The following is a 16,683-nucleotide window of genomic DNA, read 5'->3' on the forward strand; positions in this document are numbered from 1 at the left end:
CATGATGAATCGCCGTTCCTTTTTAATGACAGCCGCTGCTACAACTGCCGCTATATTGCTGCCAACTAGCTTGCTGGCAGCAATCAGTCAGCAGCATACTGACAAACAGTTTTATAGCGGAATGGCCGATAGCCAGGGCAACTACTTTCTTTCAGCGACTGATTTATCAGGGAAAAAGTTATTTGAAATTCCGTTACCAGCACGCGGGCATGCCCCCACATTAAGTCCAGATGGCAAGCAGCTGGTAATGGTCGCAAGGCGGCCAGAAAACTGGCTATTAGTTGCCAATTTACAAACCGGACAAAGCCAAACCTTGCAAGGTCACCCCAACCGACATTTGCATGGCCATGGTGTTTTTTCTGCGAATGGACAATGGTTTTACACTACTGAGAATGACTTTGATAACCAACGAGGTGTCATTGGAATTTATGATGTAGAAAACCAGTTCGAGCGTACCGGTGAATTTGCATCGGGCGGTATTGGCCCGCATGAATTATTGCTGTCACCTGATGGGCAATACTTGATTATCGCTAATGGTGGCATATTAACTCATCCAGATACTGGCCGTGCTAAGTTAAATCTCGAAAGTATGCAACCAAACCTAGCCATTATAGAGCGCACTACCGGCAAGCAAGTGATTCGCCAGCAGTTAGATAAAAAATACCATCAGCTGAGTATTCGTCATATTGCTGTCAATCAAGATTTCAGTGTAGGTATTGCCTTGCAGTACCAAGGTAAAAAATCTGACCGACATCCATTAATTGCTTTATGGAAGCCTGGCAGCGAGATTAAACTATTAGACATTCCCGCCAACAAGCTCGATCGCATGCGTAATTATTGCGGTAGCATCACTATGGATAGTAACGGCCAAGTAATGGCGGTTTCTTCTCCTCGCGGTGGATTAATTAGTTACTGGTCTACCGATAATGGTCAATGGCTCGGCCATTCAGATTTAGCCGATGGTTGTGGCATTGCCGCCAGCGGTAAAGCCGGTGAGTTTCTAATTTCCGGTGGTCGTGGCGATTTAATATTGTACCGCCCATGCAATGACCGATCAGGCGTCAGCGAACAATCCATCACGATTGGCAAGTTCGACGGCCGCTGGGATAATCATTTAGTATAATCCGCAAAAAATCGATCGATAAAACCTTTATGACTTGAACTATACTTTTTTTATAGCAATGAAGTTTAACTGCTTTAACTAAAGATCCCTTCAACTCAAATTGATGGCTTAGGGCTGTAGAATTTAATAAGCACTCTATTTTTAGTGTCATTTAATTCCATGCATCGTAGATTAGACAAGACCAGAAATGTTCTTTTCATTTCTTAGCGTTTCCGCTATCCATGGTAGTCAATCAACGCATACGGCATAATTACGTTATTTGTCAGAAAGCGTTGTGTTTTTTAATATCTACAGTGATCAGGATAATTTTAATTTCTGCGACCTTGCCATGTTTGCAAGGAGTACACCTTGAAAATAATCCATTATTTTTTATACAGTGCTATTTACGCCTTGGTATATATTGGATCAAGCCAACCTTCCCATGCAACACAATACAGCACTGCCATTGAAGGAGAGTATATCGTTGTATACCATTCTCCGAATGAAAAAAACCTCCTATCTATTAATCAACGTAAAAATTATGCAAGGGAAATATCCCAACGTCTGGCATCAAGTTTTAATACTGAATTATTAAAAACTTTCGGCGATACCCTAGATGGCGTTTTAATGAGGGGCGCTCCCGCTCAAATTAATGCGCTTCGCCTTAATCCCAATGTTAGATACATACTGCCTAATGTCGTTATACAAGTTAACCCAGGTGGCATGACACAAGTTGATGATCTTGTGACGCCTTTAAGCTGGGGGCTTGATCGAATCGATCAACGTGAAGCCTTACTAAACAATAGCTACCACTATGATTATGACGGTACTGGTATTACAGCCTATGTGCTTGATACCGGCGTTAATATAAATCATCAAGAATTTTCAGGTCGCGCAAGTTCTGGCTATAACGCCGTTGATAACAACGAACTAGCGCTGGATTGTCACGGTCATGGTACACATGTAGCCGGTATATTAGGTGGAGAGCAACACGGCGTTGCAAAAAATGTCAATATTGTTGCTGTCAAAGCACTTGATTGTGACGGTGCAGGTAGCATTGCAAATATTATTGACAGTATTGATTGGGTAGTTAATAACGCACAAATGCCTGCTGTGGTAAATATAAGCGCTCAAATTTATGACTATATCGCCGTAGATGAAGCTGTAGCCCGATTAATCGCGAGTGGTGTTCATGTTATTGGCGCTGCAGGCAATAATAATAATACTGCTTGTAGTTATAGCCCTGGCCGATTGCCCGGTGTGATTAATGTTGGCGCAACAACCATATCTGATGAAAGAGCAGACTATTCTAACTATGGTTATTGTGTCGATATATTTGCACCCGGCAGCGATATTCCTTCAGCAAACTATGCAACTGACGATGGAATAATTAATATGAGCGGCACTTCTATGGCTGCTCCCCATGTTGCTGGTATCGCTGCATTATATCTAGAAGAAAACAGTAACTTAAGTACAAACCAACTCCGGGATTTAATTAAAGCTAGAGCATCAAGTCAACTACTGACAGGAATTAATTCAGATAGTCCTAATCGACTCGCGTTCTCGCTCGTTGAAGCAGAAGAAGATTGTATAACAAACTGCCCTACCCCTACTGTTCCACCCACAATACTGGTAGAGAACACACCTTTAGTTATTTCTAGCGCTGAAAATCAGCGCATTAATTTTCAGATAGAAATACCTGAAAGAGCAATAAATTTAACATTTACCTTGCAAGGTGGCACAGGAGATATTGACCTCTACGTGAAGTATCTTACTCCGCCAGATATAAACCGAGAAGTCTATGATTGTATTTCATTTTATAGTGGCAATAATGAACGATGCACTTTTGCATCACCTGCTATTGGCACTTGGTATCTTACGACTGAAGCTTTTTTCACATCTGAAAATGCGATATTAACGGTTACTTACGACAGAGAGCCTGAAACACCTGTGGTTTCTCAATACACAGTAACAAAAGATGTTTTTGTGAGAGGGGGCGATTCAAGTGATAGGAATTTTGATCGGAGCTTTCTTCTTGCTCAAGCGTCATCGCCTGCAGACACCCGCCTTAGCTATATAGCTTTTGACTTTGATAATAATCAACTATCTGATCAAAACACGCTTTTATTAAGGTTGAATGTAAAATCTACAAACAAAGTAGCGCGTCTTCGGATAAGGGAAACTGAAAACAATTGGACAGTGGGTGATATAAGCTACAATAACCAACCCGAAATTTACGATGATAGTATTTATATCGATGTTTCTAAAGCGGATGCATTCGAATGGATAGAAGTTGATATATCGCCCTTTCTTGAAGACGGGAATTTTAGCGGTTCTATCGTAATCAGCAATGAAACTAATGGTGCTTACACAGCTTTAAAGGCATCAGAATCAGACCGCGCACCTTCATTACAATTAACATCTAACAGTGCAGAGATTCGCCATGCTGTTCCCGCTACATCACCACGTATTTTAGAATCAACTGATAGTACTTTCGTACAAGGCGGTTATTTTCAAGATCGTGTTTTAAATATCAATAGAATGATATTAAATACGGGTTACAACCCTCAAAATGCAATACATGGCTTAATCAATTATGATTTAAATAGCATTAACATTGAGCCATCATCACAAATATTTGTTCGATTCAGGTTTGATCGCTTACCATACAATGTAGACATTACTTTGCAAGAAGTTAGCACTAACTGGAACGAAGATAATGTTACATGGAACACCCAGCCGACAAACATAAATAACAAAACTGTAACACAGTCTATTCAGAGAAATGAATATCATTGGGTAGATGTCGATGTAACTTCATTAATAACTGAAGGTAATTTAACCGGAGCTTTTCGGTTAAGTGTTCAAGCCCCTGGCTCGGTCAGAGTCTTCAGTTCTGGCTCTCGATTTACCCCAGAGCTCGTGATTACAACACTTAATGAAGAGTAACTAATTAAAGCATCTAGTTTTAACTAAAGCATTAAACTCAAAAAATTACTTAACCTTTACGACAAAAAGTGATGATTATGAAAAAACTATTATTACTGTTAGCGTTTATTGGAGTGCTGGTTTCTTGCGGAAAAGGAGATTTTGATGATGTCGAAAAAGATGTCCAGAATGTTCAAATAAGTGAGCTTCCAGATGGTGTATACAGCCTTGAAGGAGATGTAGTAGAAGATGACATACCGAGAGGCTCTCTATTTACAGCGGCTAGCAGCGCTCCAGATCCGACGTTCTTTGTAGACCCTGAATTACTTCCATATTTTGAAGAATTTTTAGCAGACGCTCTGAGTCGAGGGTTTGATTTAAGCTACTTATACGATAGAAACGTATATATAGGTATTCATGAAAGTGCCGATGCACTAGGATTTGTATCGAAGTGCAGCAATTCTAGATATATTGATATGACTATTCAAAGAGCGTTCCTAAACCGTGAATGGGGCGGTGCAGTAAAATGGTTTTTTTATCATGAACTAGGGCATGCTTTATTTAACATGGGTCATAATCCTGGCGAAAGAAACCACATTATGAATGCTCTGTTTGATTCGCACTATGCATATTGGAATATTAATTCTCATTTAGATCAGTTTTGGGCTGATGCTACAGGTAATAGCTACGGATATTTCTATGGGTGTGGACCCTTTCAAGTGTTTGAAGAAAACAGTTGGAACAGCGGAGGGTGGACAGCTATAGACGAAAATATTATTGAAAAAAGGTTTGATGAATATCCATTGGAAACTGCGGCATGGATTAAAGATAACGTCAAAAGAATATATGCTGAAGAGACTCCAAATATAAATATTACTCGAGTGGTTAAAGATGTTGAGCGGGTTTATAGTTATAATGGCGATGTAATTGGTGCGCGATTTATTATGCTACAAAATCAATTTGACATTGGAAGTGTTTATTCTATTTCAGCAAATAATCCGCCCATAGCTCCGCATCAAGTCGTCGGGTTAGGCCCAATTGGTAATGATAGTAATTACACTTTAAATTGGATTACCAAGCTTAATAACATTACGGCGACATTTAAGTTCTTCGACAATAGACCTAATATTGTTTCTGTTATACCTAGTTCGGATGAAATTCCCATTGTAGATGATCCTCATAAAGAAATATCAAGCATATTTTTTGAAGGAACTACCGATGCTGGCGTACTCCTCAGAGGGCAAGTTATTATTCCTAAATTCATGCCTAATTTGGTTGATGCAGGGGAGCTTAATGCGCACGGTGATTACAACCTAGTATGGTCTGAACATGTTTCTAACATGACCGTGACTGTTGTTCGTAAAGATGGCGGAACCTGGACTGGGCGTGGTATGGATTCTAACAATATCCCTAGTCTTAATGGAACGGCTGCTGTTGATCGTGCAACCTTTAAAGGTTACTTAGATGATGGCACTTTCGTTGCGGGAACAGTGCATAACCATGATCCTGAATGGGAGTCTCACGGATGGTACAGGAATGGCCATAATAGTTTTTCTAAAGGCTGGGCAACTAATGCTTTAGCAGAGGAAAAAGCCCAATGGATTAGGGAGAATATTGCATATTTATATACAGGTCGCTTAGGGTCGGTGGAACAGAATCCAATAACATATGTTGAAATTGCGGAAGGATACAGAGTTATTGTGCGTCTCGCTAATGGCTATTCGCCTATACACACCACAAGTCCTTACACCCTAACTTTGAGGGGTAACTATAGGAATGCAAGCAACCCATATGTCGCTATTGGAGATAGTGGTGTAGCTGGCCCAAGGGAGATTAGCGGATTTGTGGTGGAGCATGTGTCTGGAAGCACCAATTCTCTTGTTAAAAGATATGGACTAGGCGCTCAAGGCTTAGCTAGAGCACAAGCTGACATGACCTTTATACAAGACGCAGGATCTTTTAGTACGAGTCAGAATCCTGATCATCAGCTGCATTGGAATAGTATTTATTGGAATTCCGATATAAATACCGGAGAATATTTCCTGTCTATTAATTTTCCTAATATAGGGTTTGTAGAAGGAGATACTTTAGATATATACCCAAATAATTCTTGTGATTGCGAAAGATTCAGCGTTGGAGGGGCCATTACTAATCCCCCTAGCTATTCAACAGAAACAGAGTTTAGATTTGGAACTTCAGATCAAGATTTAACTAACCTTAAGCGTATTAGAGATGCAAATAATGCCGGTGCTACATTTTCAGTAAACGGGATTCCCTTTACGATCGAAAGATTCTCATGGACAATATATTCTAATTATTTATACGCCAATGAGGATCTTGGTATATCTGTCGGCCGATGGACTATTGATGTTGAGATCGCTTATGATCCGTCGCGGCCAGAACCAGAACCAAGTGAATGTATAAGACAAGATCTAGGCTTCTGGATAGGGCACCTCGACTTAGACTACGACCTAGTGTTATTTAAAACGTTTGATACCTTAGCTAAAGCTGAAGCGCTTGCAAATGAGGTTACGTCTATATACTTCTCTAACGACCCAAATGTGGCTATTGAAGTAGAATCTTCATCTGCCGACACATTTAGCTCGTTTGGAGGGTATCAGGTCCTCCTTGACCCTACTGGGGATTATACTATCACTCTGGATGGAAACTATCATGTATACAGAGATATTTATTGCCCTGAGCACCAGCAATAAATGAAAGATAACAACATGCACTAGCCATAAATTGATTGATTTATAAAGCCCCCAAGAATTAATTATTTTAATTTCTTAGCGGGGCTTTTGTTTTATATGCCACTATCAAATCAAACAATCGTTAAAACAATCACTTAACACACCGCGAAAATTTCTTAATAAATTCATATGACTTGAACTATACTTTTTTTCTTAGCAATGGAGATTGACTGCCTTAGCTAAAACCCCCTTCAACTTAAATTGATAATTTAGGGCTACAGAATTTAATAAGCACTCTATTTTTAGAGTCATTTATTCCGTGCATTGTATATTAGGCAAGACTTTAAATGATCACTCCATTTTTTTGGGCGCTTTCGCCATTCATGGTGGTCACACAGCACAACACGTTATGTTATTTATCACAAAGCGTTGTAGTTTCTCTAATCTACAGTGATCAGGATAATTTTAATTTCTGTGAGCTTGATGTCTGCAAGGAGTACATCTTGAAAATACTACATTATTTTTTATACAGCATTATTTATGCATTAGTCTATATAGGATCAATTCAACTCTCCCACGCAACGCAGCAAAACTTCCCCATTCCAGAAGAGTATATCGTTGTATACCATTCTCCAGATGAAGCAAACTATTTATCTGTTAGTCAACGTAGAAATTATGCTCGGGATATGACACAACGTTTGGCTCTGAGTTTAAATATTGAATTATTAGAATCTTTTGGCGATGCCCTAGACGGTGTTTTAATAAGGGGAGATCAAACTGAAATTGATGAACTTCGTGACAACTCTAATGTTAGATACATAGTACCTAATGTCTCTTTCCAACTGATCCCACAGAGCATGATGCAAACTGGAGGCCCTGAAACACCGATAAGTTGGGGGCTTGATCGAATCGATCAGCGTGAAGCCACGCTAAACAATAGCTATCATTATGATTATAACGGCACCGGCATTACGGCTTATGTACTTGACTCTGGTATTAATATAAACCATCAAGAATTCTCAAGCCGCGCAAGCTCTGGTTATAATTCAATTAATAACCAGCAAGCAGCTATTGATTGTATCGGTCATGGTACACATGTGGCTGGCACGATAGGTGGAACACAATATGGTGTTGCAAAAGATGTTAACATTGTTGCTGTTGGAGTGCTCAATTGTGATGGCTATGGCAACGTCGCAAATGTTATTAAAGCTATTGACTGGCTAATAAATAATGCAGAAACGCCTGCCATTGCAAATTTTAGTTTTAGTATTAATAGCCACCTTGCTTTAGATGAAGCAGTAGCACGATTAATCAAGAGTGGTGTTCATGTTATTAGCGCTGCAGGTAATAACAATGATTCCGCTTGTGATTACAGCCCAGGTCGATTACCCGGTGTTATAAATGTTGCTGCAACAACCATTACTGATGTAAAAGCAGATTTTTCAAATCATGGCTATTGTGTTGATATATTTGCACCTGGAAGCAATATCCCATCAGCTAACAATCAAGATGTGACTGGTACGAAAAATATGAGTAGCACTGCAGTGTCTGCTGCACATGTTGCTGGTATTGCTGCATTATATTTACAAGAGAATAACGATTTAAATACAAGCGAGCTACATGATTTAATTTTAAACCGAGCATCTACATTTACTCAGTTTACAGATATCACCCTATATACTACTAATCGACTCGCATTCTCACTTGATAGAGCTGAAGAACCTTGCATAATAAACTGCCTTATTCCTATTTCAGCACCCACAACATTAGTAAAAAACACGTCTTTAATTATTTCTGATACCACAGGAGAACAAAAATATTATCAAATAGAAATTCCTGATGGCGCGATGAATCTAACATTTATCACAGAAGGTGGCGATGGAAATTTAGATCTCTTTGTACAATACCTCTCTCCACCAGAGACAACTACAAGTTCAACTACAAGTTCAAGTTCAAGTTCAACTACAAGTCCAATACCCATTAATTGCGCTTCAATTTTAACTGGTAATAACGAAGAATGCTCTTTTGAATTACCCGAAACTGGTACTTGGTACGTTTTAATCAATGCTTTTCGGACATATAGTGATGCGACACTAAGAGTGACCTATGAAATGGAAACGCCTGTAGTTTCTCAACACACAGCAACTAAAGATGTCTTTGTGCAAGGGGGAAGATCAAGCAATAGGAGTTTTAATCGGAGTTTTCTGCTCGCTAAAACATCGTCGCCTGCCGAAACTCGCCATAGTTATTTAGCTTTTAGCTTTGATAATGATCAATTACTAAATAAAAACACACTTGTATTAAGATTGTATGTACAATCAACAAACAAAGTAGCGCGCCTTCGCATAAGAGAAACTGAAAACAATTGGACGATGGGTGATATAAGCTACAATAACCAACCTGAAATTTACGATGACAGTATTTATATCGATGTTTCTAAAGCGGATGCATTCGAATGGATAGAAGTTGATATATCACCTTTTCTTAAAGACGGGAGTTTTAGCGGTTCTATCGTAATCAGCAATGAAACTGATGGTGCTTACACAAGCTTGAGGGCGTCAGAATCTGGCAGGGCACCTTCATTACAATTAACATCCAGTTATACACGTACTAGCCATACTCCTCCTGCAGCAATACGTACTTTAGAATCCACTGACAGTACTTTTGTACAAAGCGGTTATCTTCAAGATCGCGTTTTAAATATCAGAAGAATGATATTAAATTCAGGCTACAACCCTCAAAACTCTATGCATGGTTTAATCAATTATGATTTAAGCGGCATTGACCTTGAATCGTCACCACAAATATTTGTTCGCCTCAGGTTCGATCGATTACCGTATAACGCAGAGATTACCATACAAGAAGTTAGCGCTGACTGGAACGAAGACAGCGTGACATGGAATACCCAGCCAGAAACTATAAACAATAAAACAGTATCACAGTCTGTTCGTAGAAATGAATATCGCTGGGTAGATGTAGATGTAACCTCATTAATTACTGAAAATAATTTAACCGGAGCCTTTCGATTAAACGTTCAAGCCCCTGGTTCGGCCAGAGTCTTCAGTTCTGGTTCACGATTTACGCCAGAGCTCGTGATTACGGCAATTAATAAAGAGTGATCGAGCGGAACATTCAGTGTGTTTCGATAAATAAATAGAGGAACATAAAGCAGAAACATGGACGTTTCTTTCTACCAATACGAGTTGGGCGCTAACCTCTTTCGCCGACACTCTCAATATAATGGTTTACTCTCCAGTTAATCAAAAGCAAGCCCGCTATTTCTTGTTTTACTCGCTTCTTTCACCTCGTATCCTTGCCAGCAATCATTTAGCCTGAATCCAGTCCAGCAACCTAGTCCTGGCAACCTATTCAATTCAAAGCTTTACTTTTATTTCTCTGCTGATACTCTTTGTTCATACTATCAATTTAAAACCTAGTGCTTCCAATGTTGCTATCGATTTTATCAAAACTATTTCACCGCTGGCTATCTCGCCTAACGAGGTGGCGGCCGTATGGTTTTGCTGAAATCAAACAGTTCAGGCGAGTAACCTGACAAGCACTGACTTCAGAATTCTAACGGCTGCCTTTACAGGCAGCCGTTTTTTTTGGCTGACTGAAAGTAATCGAGAGAAATAGCGACCAATAAAAAAAATAATCACAACACAAAACCAGGACACTAAAATGGATACGACCAAACCACCACAAGATCAAAGAACTACTGATCAACTATACAAACAAGGGATTATTTTGGGTTTGCTCGGCACGCTATTTTTTAGTTTTAAGCCGATTATTATCAAGCTGAGCTACCTAGAAAATGCTGATATTTATACGCCGGAAACTATTCTTTTTTTGCGCATGATATTTGCTCTGCCCATATTTTTATTGATTGCTCGAAAGAACTTTAAAACATCATCACAGCTGCTAACGCCGAAAATATTGGCGCTTGGGCTATTAATTGGCTTGCCGGGTTACTGGCTTGCTAGCTGGTTAGATTTTAAAGGGCTGGAATTAATTAGCGCTCAGTTAGAACGTTTAATTTTATTTAGTTACCCATTAATGGTCGCATTACTAGCAAAGATTATATGGAGACAAAAACTCGACAAGTACTTTTGGATTGCATTAATTATTTGCTATAGCGGTATTGCGATATTATTTAGTCAAGAATTGCACTCAATTGGTGCTCAGGCAATCACTGGCGGTTTTTATATTTTTGCTTCGGCCATCAGTTTTTCCTGCTACTTGATTGCCAGCAAACCACTGATCACTCGCTTGGGCAGTGGCTTGTTCACCAGCTTAGCAATGATCGGCTCTAGCGTAGCCATTATTAGTCATTTTTTTCTGGTGACGCCTTTTCAAAAAGTATTAGAAATCCCTATCAACACCACATCGTTGTTAATAGGTGGCGGACTGAGCATATTCTGTACTGTCATACCAGCTTATCTGGTTAGTCGTTCTATTGAATTAATTGGCCCAGCTAAATTAGCAGGAATCAATATGACTGGCCCTGTTATTACTAGTATGTTAGCGGTGTTCTTGCTAAATGAGCATTTCAGTATGTACCACGTAATTGCTTTGATAATGGTTACTTATGGTGCATTTTTATTATCGAAGAAATAGAAGGTAAAATGTAACGACTGAAGCATCCGCAAACATTTTTTATGCTTCAAGTCATGCAATTTGAGCGAATTCGCAGTATATTAGCACCTATTCTAAAGAACACCCCAGCAGTTGCATGGCGCCAAAAAATAACAATTACAAGCGAGCCACGCTCATTTTGAGCTTTCTTACTAGCCTGTTTTTATCCTGCTCCTCTTTTGCAGAAGAAGCTGTCACCTTACAATTGCGCTGGAAGCATCAGCCTCAATTCGCTGGTTTTTATATGGCCAAAGCAAAAGGTTTTTACCAACAAGCCAATCTAGATGTATCGATTCTTGCTGGCAGCCAAAGAAAAATACCAACAACCGAAGTACTCGAACAGCGTGCAAATTTTGGCGTTGGCAATACTGAAGTACTGCGAGAGCGGCTTAATGGTAAGGGTTTGATTGCTTTAGCTGCTGTTTTTCAACATTCACCTTCTGTCTACCTGACCAAGAAAGAAAGCGGCATTCGCACAGTTCGTGACATGATCGGCAAGCGAGTGATGATGTATCCGAAAAAGCAGGATGCCGAATTACTCGCCATGTTGAATAATTATCAAGTTAGCCTCGATCAAATCAAACAAATACCTACTTCACTTCAATTAGAAGATTTACTTGAAGATCGAGTCGATGTTTTTAATGCTTATCTAATTAATGAACCTTACCGATTGGAAGAGTTGAATATCGATTATCGAGTGATCAATCCTCGTAACTTCGGCATAGATTTCTATAGCGACTATTTGTTCACCAGCAAACAGTTTCTTCGCTCACAACCAGATATCGTTGCTAGGTTTCGCGAAGCGAGTATCAAAGGTTGGAGATATGCTTTAGATCATCCGGAAGAAACTGTGCAGTGGATCATTACCAACTATCCGGTTGAGAAAAGCCTCGAGCACATGCGTTATGAATTAAAAATGGCAGCAGAGTTTATTAGCAGTGATCTGGTAGAAATTGGTTACATTAATCCGCAACGAATCAGTGAGATAAGCCAAACGCTTATTACGCTGGGTCTAGCAAAAAATAATTTTTATCAAAGTGGCTTTATCTATCAACCTTCACTTAGCTTTAGCTGGGAGAGCATTCGTCCTTGGTTAATTACAGGCTCTTTATTGCTAGTTGTTAACTTGTGTTGGATGATTTATTTAATGGCGGTTAATCAACGTTTACGCAACCAAGTGCGCCTTCGTAAAAACCTTGAAACTGAAGCACGTCACCTAGCCTATCATGACCATCTTACTGGCCTACCTAACCGTCATTATCTAATGCAAGAACTTGAGCAGGTTGTCGAAGAATGCAACAACCAAGATTGCCCCTACGTATTATTTTTAGATTTAGATAAATTCAAAGAAATCAATGATGAGCATGGTCATGTAGTGGGCGATCAGCTGCTTTGTAAAATCTGTCAGAAAATTCATGATCATCTACCAGAAGACAGCTTTTTTGCTCGCTTGGCAGGTGATGAATTCATTATCATTTTGCGTCATATGAACCAGGTTCAAGTAGAAGCTTTTTCCAAACGGTTAAAAAATCGAGTCGGCCAAACCATTGATATCGATAAGCTGCAGCTAAACATTGGCGTCAGCATTGGTATTGCTCAACTGACCGAAACTATGGATGTAGATGATTTACTGCATTTGGCTGATCAAAGAATGTATCAGCAAAAGAAAACTGCGGATAAAGCCAGCGAAGAAACAACTATTTGAATTACAAGCCCAAACCGGAAAGGCTGATTCCTTTTGATGAAATAAAAAAACGCAGCCTTATAAGCTGCGTTTTTTTTATGATTCGTTTGTTAAATCGCTGAACTGCCTGGACAACTGATGCCAGTACCACCCAAACCACAATAACCTCCTGGGTTTTTGGCCAAATACTGCTGGTGATATTCTTCTGCGAAGTAATACACTCCCAAAGTTTCAATCTCGGTAGTTACCGAATCCATTCCTTGAGCTTGCAAGGCTTGCTGGTAATCTTTGCGAGAACTTTCTGCCTGTAATAAATGCTGCTCGCTATCGGTTAAAATAATCGAACGATATTGCGAGCCTTTATCATTACCTTGACGTAAACCTTGAGTTGGGTCGTGATTTTCCCAGAAGGTTTTTAGTAATTGTTGGTAGCTAATTTTTTTTGGGTCAAAGAAAACCTGAACCACTTCTGAATGACCGGTATCACCACTACAGACTTCACGGTAAGTTGGGTTCGGCGTATAACCCGCGGCATAACCAACTGACGTTGACCAAACACCCTCCAACTTCCAAAACAAACGCTCAGCCCCCCAAAAACATCCCATCCCAAACACTGTTTTTTCGAGCCCTTGTGGCATTTTCTTCATATCGTTCTTGCTAACAAAGTGCTCATAATTCAAGCTAATCGCCGTATCGCGACCGGGTAATGCATCCTCTGGACGCACCATTTGTTGTTTATTTAAAAATTGCAGCATTGGGCAAGTCTCAGTATGTGTGGGTGCTTGATTGATTCATTGGACAGACCGATATATTTAAGATATCGAGATAGAAAATCAACCCATTTTAAGCCTTAGTCATTAACCGACTATCTGACTCAGCTATTCCCCAAGAGTTCATTATCTGACAAAACAGGTCAAGCCTAAGCGGTTAAATGTTGCCAGAAACCGACCAGATGCACCTTGCTCGTGCAAGCCAAACCACAACTAGTCATTTCTGCGCATAAACATTCGACTATTGGCATTCGTGAGCAATTGGAATGACTTGTCAACAAAATGACTTATATCAGACTCCATCAAGCATGAATCTGCTAAAAAGATATTTCCCAAGCCCGGCCTAACGCCTGTGGTATCTGGAGCCAACAATAAAAATCAAAAAGTTAGTTCAAAAAATTAGCATCAGCACTTTACAACCTCTTTCTGCCATTAGTAATTGTCTGAAAGCTTCGCGTGCGCGGTTTTCAAACAAGTATTGTCTTTGAATTGTGCATAAAAGGGGAAAACATGAGCTCAATAGCTAAAAGCGATGGCGGGTTTCTGTCATCGATGCCGTTATGGCAACAAATTCTGATCGGCATGATTGCTGGTATAGCACTAGGTGCCTTTTTAGGGCCAAAAGCCGAAATGGTTAAGCCAATTGGCAGCCTGTTTATTAATGCGATCAAAATGTTGATTGTGCCATTGGTGTTCTGTTCATTGATCACCGGCGTGACTTCAATGAAAGACACTAAAAAAATGGGCCGGATCGGCTTAAAATCGGTTGCGATCTATTTATTAACCACCGCAGTAGCCATCACAATTGGCTTATTACTCGGCACCCTCATGGAACCGGGCGCGGGCTTGAACATGGTTGCTGATAAAGTAATGGTTGCTAAAGAAGCACCTTCACTAGTTAGCACCATCATTAACTTGATTCCAAAAAATCCAATTGATGCGTTAGCTTCTGGCAGAATGCTGCAGATCATCGTTTTCGCTTTATTCCTTGGCGTAGCAATTAATCTGTCTGGTGATAAAGGTAAGCCTGTGGCCAAGCTGTTCGAGAGCTTGTCTGAAGTAATGTACAAACTGACTGAAATGATCATGAAGTTTGCACCTATCGGCGTATTTGCCTTAATGGCATGGGTTGCAGGTAAATACGGCATGAGCCTGTTGTTACCACTGGCTAAAGTAATTGCTGCGGTTTATATCGGTTGTATTGTGCACGCATTGGTTGTTTATGGCGGTCTGGTTTCTGCTATCTCCAAGTTGCCTTTACCACGCTTTTTCAAAGGCATTTTAAATGCGCAAATGGTCGCATTCACCAGCACTTCGAGCGCCGGCACCTTGCCTGTTTCAATGCGTTGCGCACGTGAAAACTTAGGTTGCTCTAAGAGCGTTTCCAGTTTTGTATTGCCATTAGGCGCTACGATTAATATGGATGGCACGGCGCTTTACCAAGGTGTTTGCGCATTGTTCGTTGCCCAGCTGTTTGGCATCGACCTGAGCACTGGCCAATACCTGACCATTATTGCAACGGCAACGCTGGCTTCTATTGGTACTGCTGGTGTTCCTGGTGCAGGTTTGATTATGCTGTCGCTGGTATTAACTGCTGTTGGCTTACCAATGGAAGGTGTCGCGATTATTGCTGGTATCGACCGTATTTTAGATATGGCACGAACCACGCTGAACGTAACAGGCGATTTAATGGTAACGACTGTTATTGCACGTACTGAAGGTGAGCTGGACATTGAGCCAGTAGCAAATATTGCAGGCACACCGGTTACTCAAAAGGTTTAACTGGCACGCAAACCATTAAAAGCAAAACATCAAAGCCGCGCGGGTAATGCTAGCGCGGCTTTTTTATTTCAAAGTCATTGTATTTTTGGAGATTTATAATGCAGCACGAATCACTGAACATGTATTTTTAAGCTTAATAATATTTGCACTGATAATTCTCTACAATTAATTCAATAAAAAATAATATGGGAAATAAAACTAAACAGGTTTGAACGGCTGACTAGAGTCTTGCTGATCCAGTGGCTTTAGAATGATAACCTTTGCATTAGAATGCCTATCGATCACGCCACTTTTTAGTAGATAATCATCTGAAATTTCCCTAAAAAAATAATTACTGTAATTTGAAACTTTAAATTTTTTATCGTTAACATATTCAACGCCAAACTTTCCAACTAGTGGATCAAAAAAAACCGCTGAATGCTCATTTTGGGCAAATACGAAGTATCTTCTCGCCGAAGGATAGGCAACATTCACCAGAGCCACGCAGCCTTTTTTTTGCGCAACGGCTTTAAAATAACTCACAAAATCAGACATTTTTATTGTACTAGGAGGAGAATATAAAAAACCTTTGAAAAAACGAGCACCGATATCGCCCATTTCATCATTCCTTTTAAGAATCATGCGATAGCTTTGATATACAGCCTCTAAACTTGGGTTGGTTTCCTTCTCCGTCATATATTCTAAAAATCTTTTAAAATTGCAACCAGTCTGAATAAATGTAATCGCAAGCGCTCCTAGGTTACCTAATAGCATTTGTGGCTTACCATTCTGGAAAAGGCAGCTCTTCCATTCTCTTTCCAAACTTTTCTCTGCCAGAACTCCAAAAAGACCAACACTAAGAGAAACGGTTTGTTCTATGGTATCTACACCTATAAAAGGCCCATGAGGTTCGAGGTTTTGCTGGGCTTCCACTAAATTTTCTCCAGCACTCCCAGCACTCCCATCGCTTTCAGAACTATCCATAACAAAGCTATTTCAATTTTATAATCATAAAATATTGGCTTAACAAACGACACCTGTCAAAATCATTAGATTCTACATGTGATTTTGTATAGAAGTTAAGAACAAATAAACAATAGCTTACGATGA

At 39.9% G+C, this 16,683-nt stretch carries 9 protein-coding genes; 7 read left to right on the forward strand and 2 right to left on the reverse strand.

Features of this window, described 5'->3' with window-relative positions:
* Nucleotide 1 precedes the first annotated feature (1 nt).
* The 6 genes from DC094_RS04305 (at nucleotide 2) to DC094_RS04330 (ending at nucleotide 13,063) form a co-directional block, all read left to right on the forward strand.
* On the forward strand, nucleotides 2-1,123 hold the full coding sequence (locus tag DC094_RS04305; RefSeq protein WP_116685831.1) for a DUF1513 domain-containing protein: 1,122 nt from the start codon (nucleotides 2-4) through the stop codon (nucleotides 1,121-1,123).
* A gap of 348 nt (nucleotides 1,124-1,471) precedes the next feature.
* Nucleotides 1,472-4,051 (forward strand): S8 family serine peptidase, encoded by a 2,580-nt coding sequence (locus DC094_RS04310; protein ID WP_116685832.1) that lies wholly within the window; start codon nucleotides 1,472-1,474, stop codon nucleotides 4,049-4,051.
* Between the two features lie 77 nt (nucleotides 4,052-4,128).
* On the forward strand, nucleotides 4,129-6,744 hold the full coding sequence (locus tag DC094_RS04315; protein ID WP_116685833.1) for a hypothetical protein: 2,616 nt from the start codon (nucleotides 4,129-4,131) through the stop codon (nucleotides 6,742-6,744).
* 482 nt (nucleotides 6,745-7,226) lie between these two features.
* Nucleotides 7,227-9,842 (forward strand): S8 family serine peptidase, encoded by a 2,616-nt coding sequence (locus tag DC094_RS04320; RefSeq protein ID WP_158527208.1) that lies wholly within the window; start codon nucleotides 7,227-7,229, stop codon nucleotides 9,840-9,842.
* Between the two features lie 562 nt (nucleotides 9,843-10,404).
* Nucleotides 10,405-11,340 (forward strand): DMT family transporter, encoded by a 936-nt coding sequence (locus DC094_RS04325; RefSeq protein WP_116685835.1) that lies wholly within the window; start codon nucleotides 10,405-10,407, stop codon nucleotides 11,338-11,340.
* A gap of 115 nt (nucleotides 11,341-11,455) precedes the next feature.
* The gene (locus tag DC094_RS04330) at nucleotides 11,456-13,063 is read left to right on the forward strand and encodes a GGDEF domain-containing protein (protein ID WP_116685836.1); all 1,608 of its coding nucleotides are present in this window, start codon (nucleotides 11,456-11,458) and stop codon (nucleotides 13,061-13,063) included.
* A gap of 89 nt (nucleotides 13,064-13,152) precedes the next feature.
* Here DC094_RS04330 and msrA read toward each other — a convergent pair whose 3' ends face one another.
* A complete protein-coding gene (gene msrA, locus DC094_RS04335) occupies nucleotides 13,153-13,797 on the reverse strand; it encodes a peptide-methionine (S)-S-oxide reductase MsrA (RefSeq protein ID WP_116685837.1) in 645 nt (214 codons plus the stop codon).
* A 525-nt stretch (nucleotides 13,798-14,322) separates the two neighbouring features.
* Between msrA and DC094_RS04340 the strand changes: the two genes are divergently transcribed.
* Entirely contained in the window at nucleotides 14,323-15,594 is a 1,272-nt protein-coding gene (locus DC094_RS04340; RefSeq protein WP_241503958.1) for a dicarboxylate/amino acid:cation symporter, read from the forward strand.
* A 198-nt stretch (nucleotides 15,595-15,792) separates the two neighbouring features.
* On the opposite strand, the gene DC094_RS04345 is transcribed toward DC094_RS04340, so the two are convergent.
* Nucleotides 15,793-16,557: a hypothetical protein gene (locus DC094_RS04345; RefSeq protein ID WP_116685838.1), complete on the reverse strand. Its 765-nt coding sequence runs from the start codon at nucleotides 16,555-16,557 to the stop codon at nucleotides 15,793-15,795.
* Nucleotides 16,558-16,683 lie beyond the last annotated feature (126 nt).

The sequence above is a fragment of the Pelagibaculum spongiae genome (genome assembly GCF_003097315.1).
GTDB classification, from domain to species: domain Bacteria; phylum Pseudomonadota; class Gammaproteobacteria; order Enterobacterales; family Pelagibaculaceae; genus Pelagibaculum; species Pelagibaculum spongiae.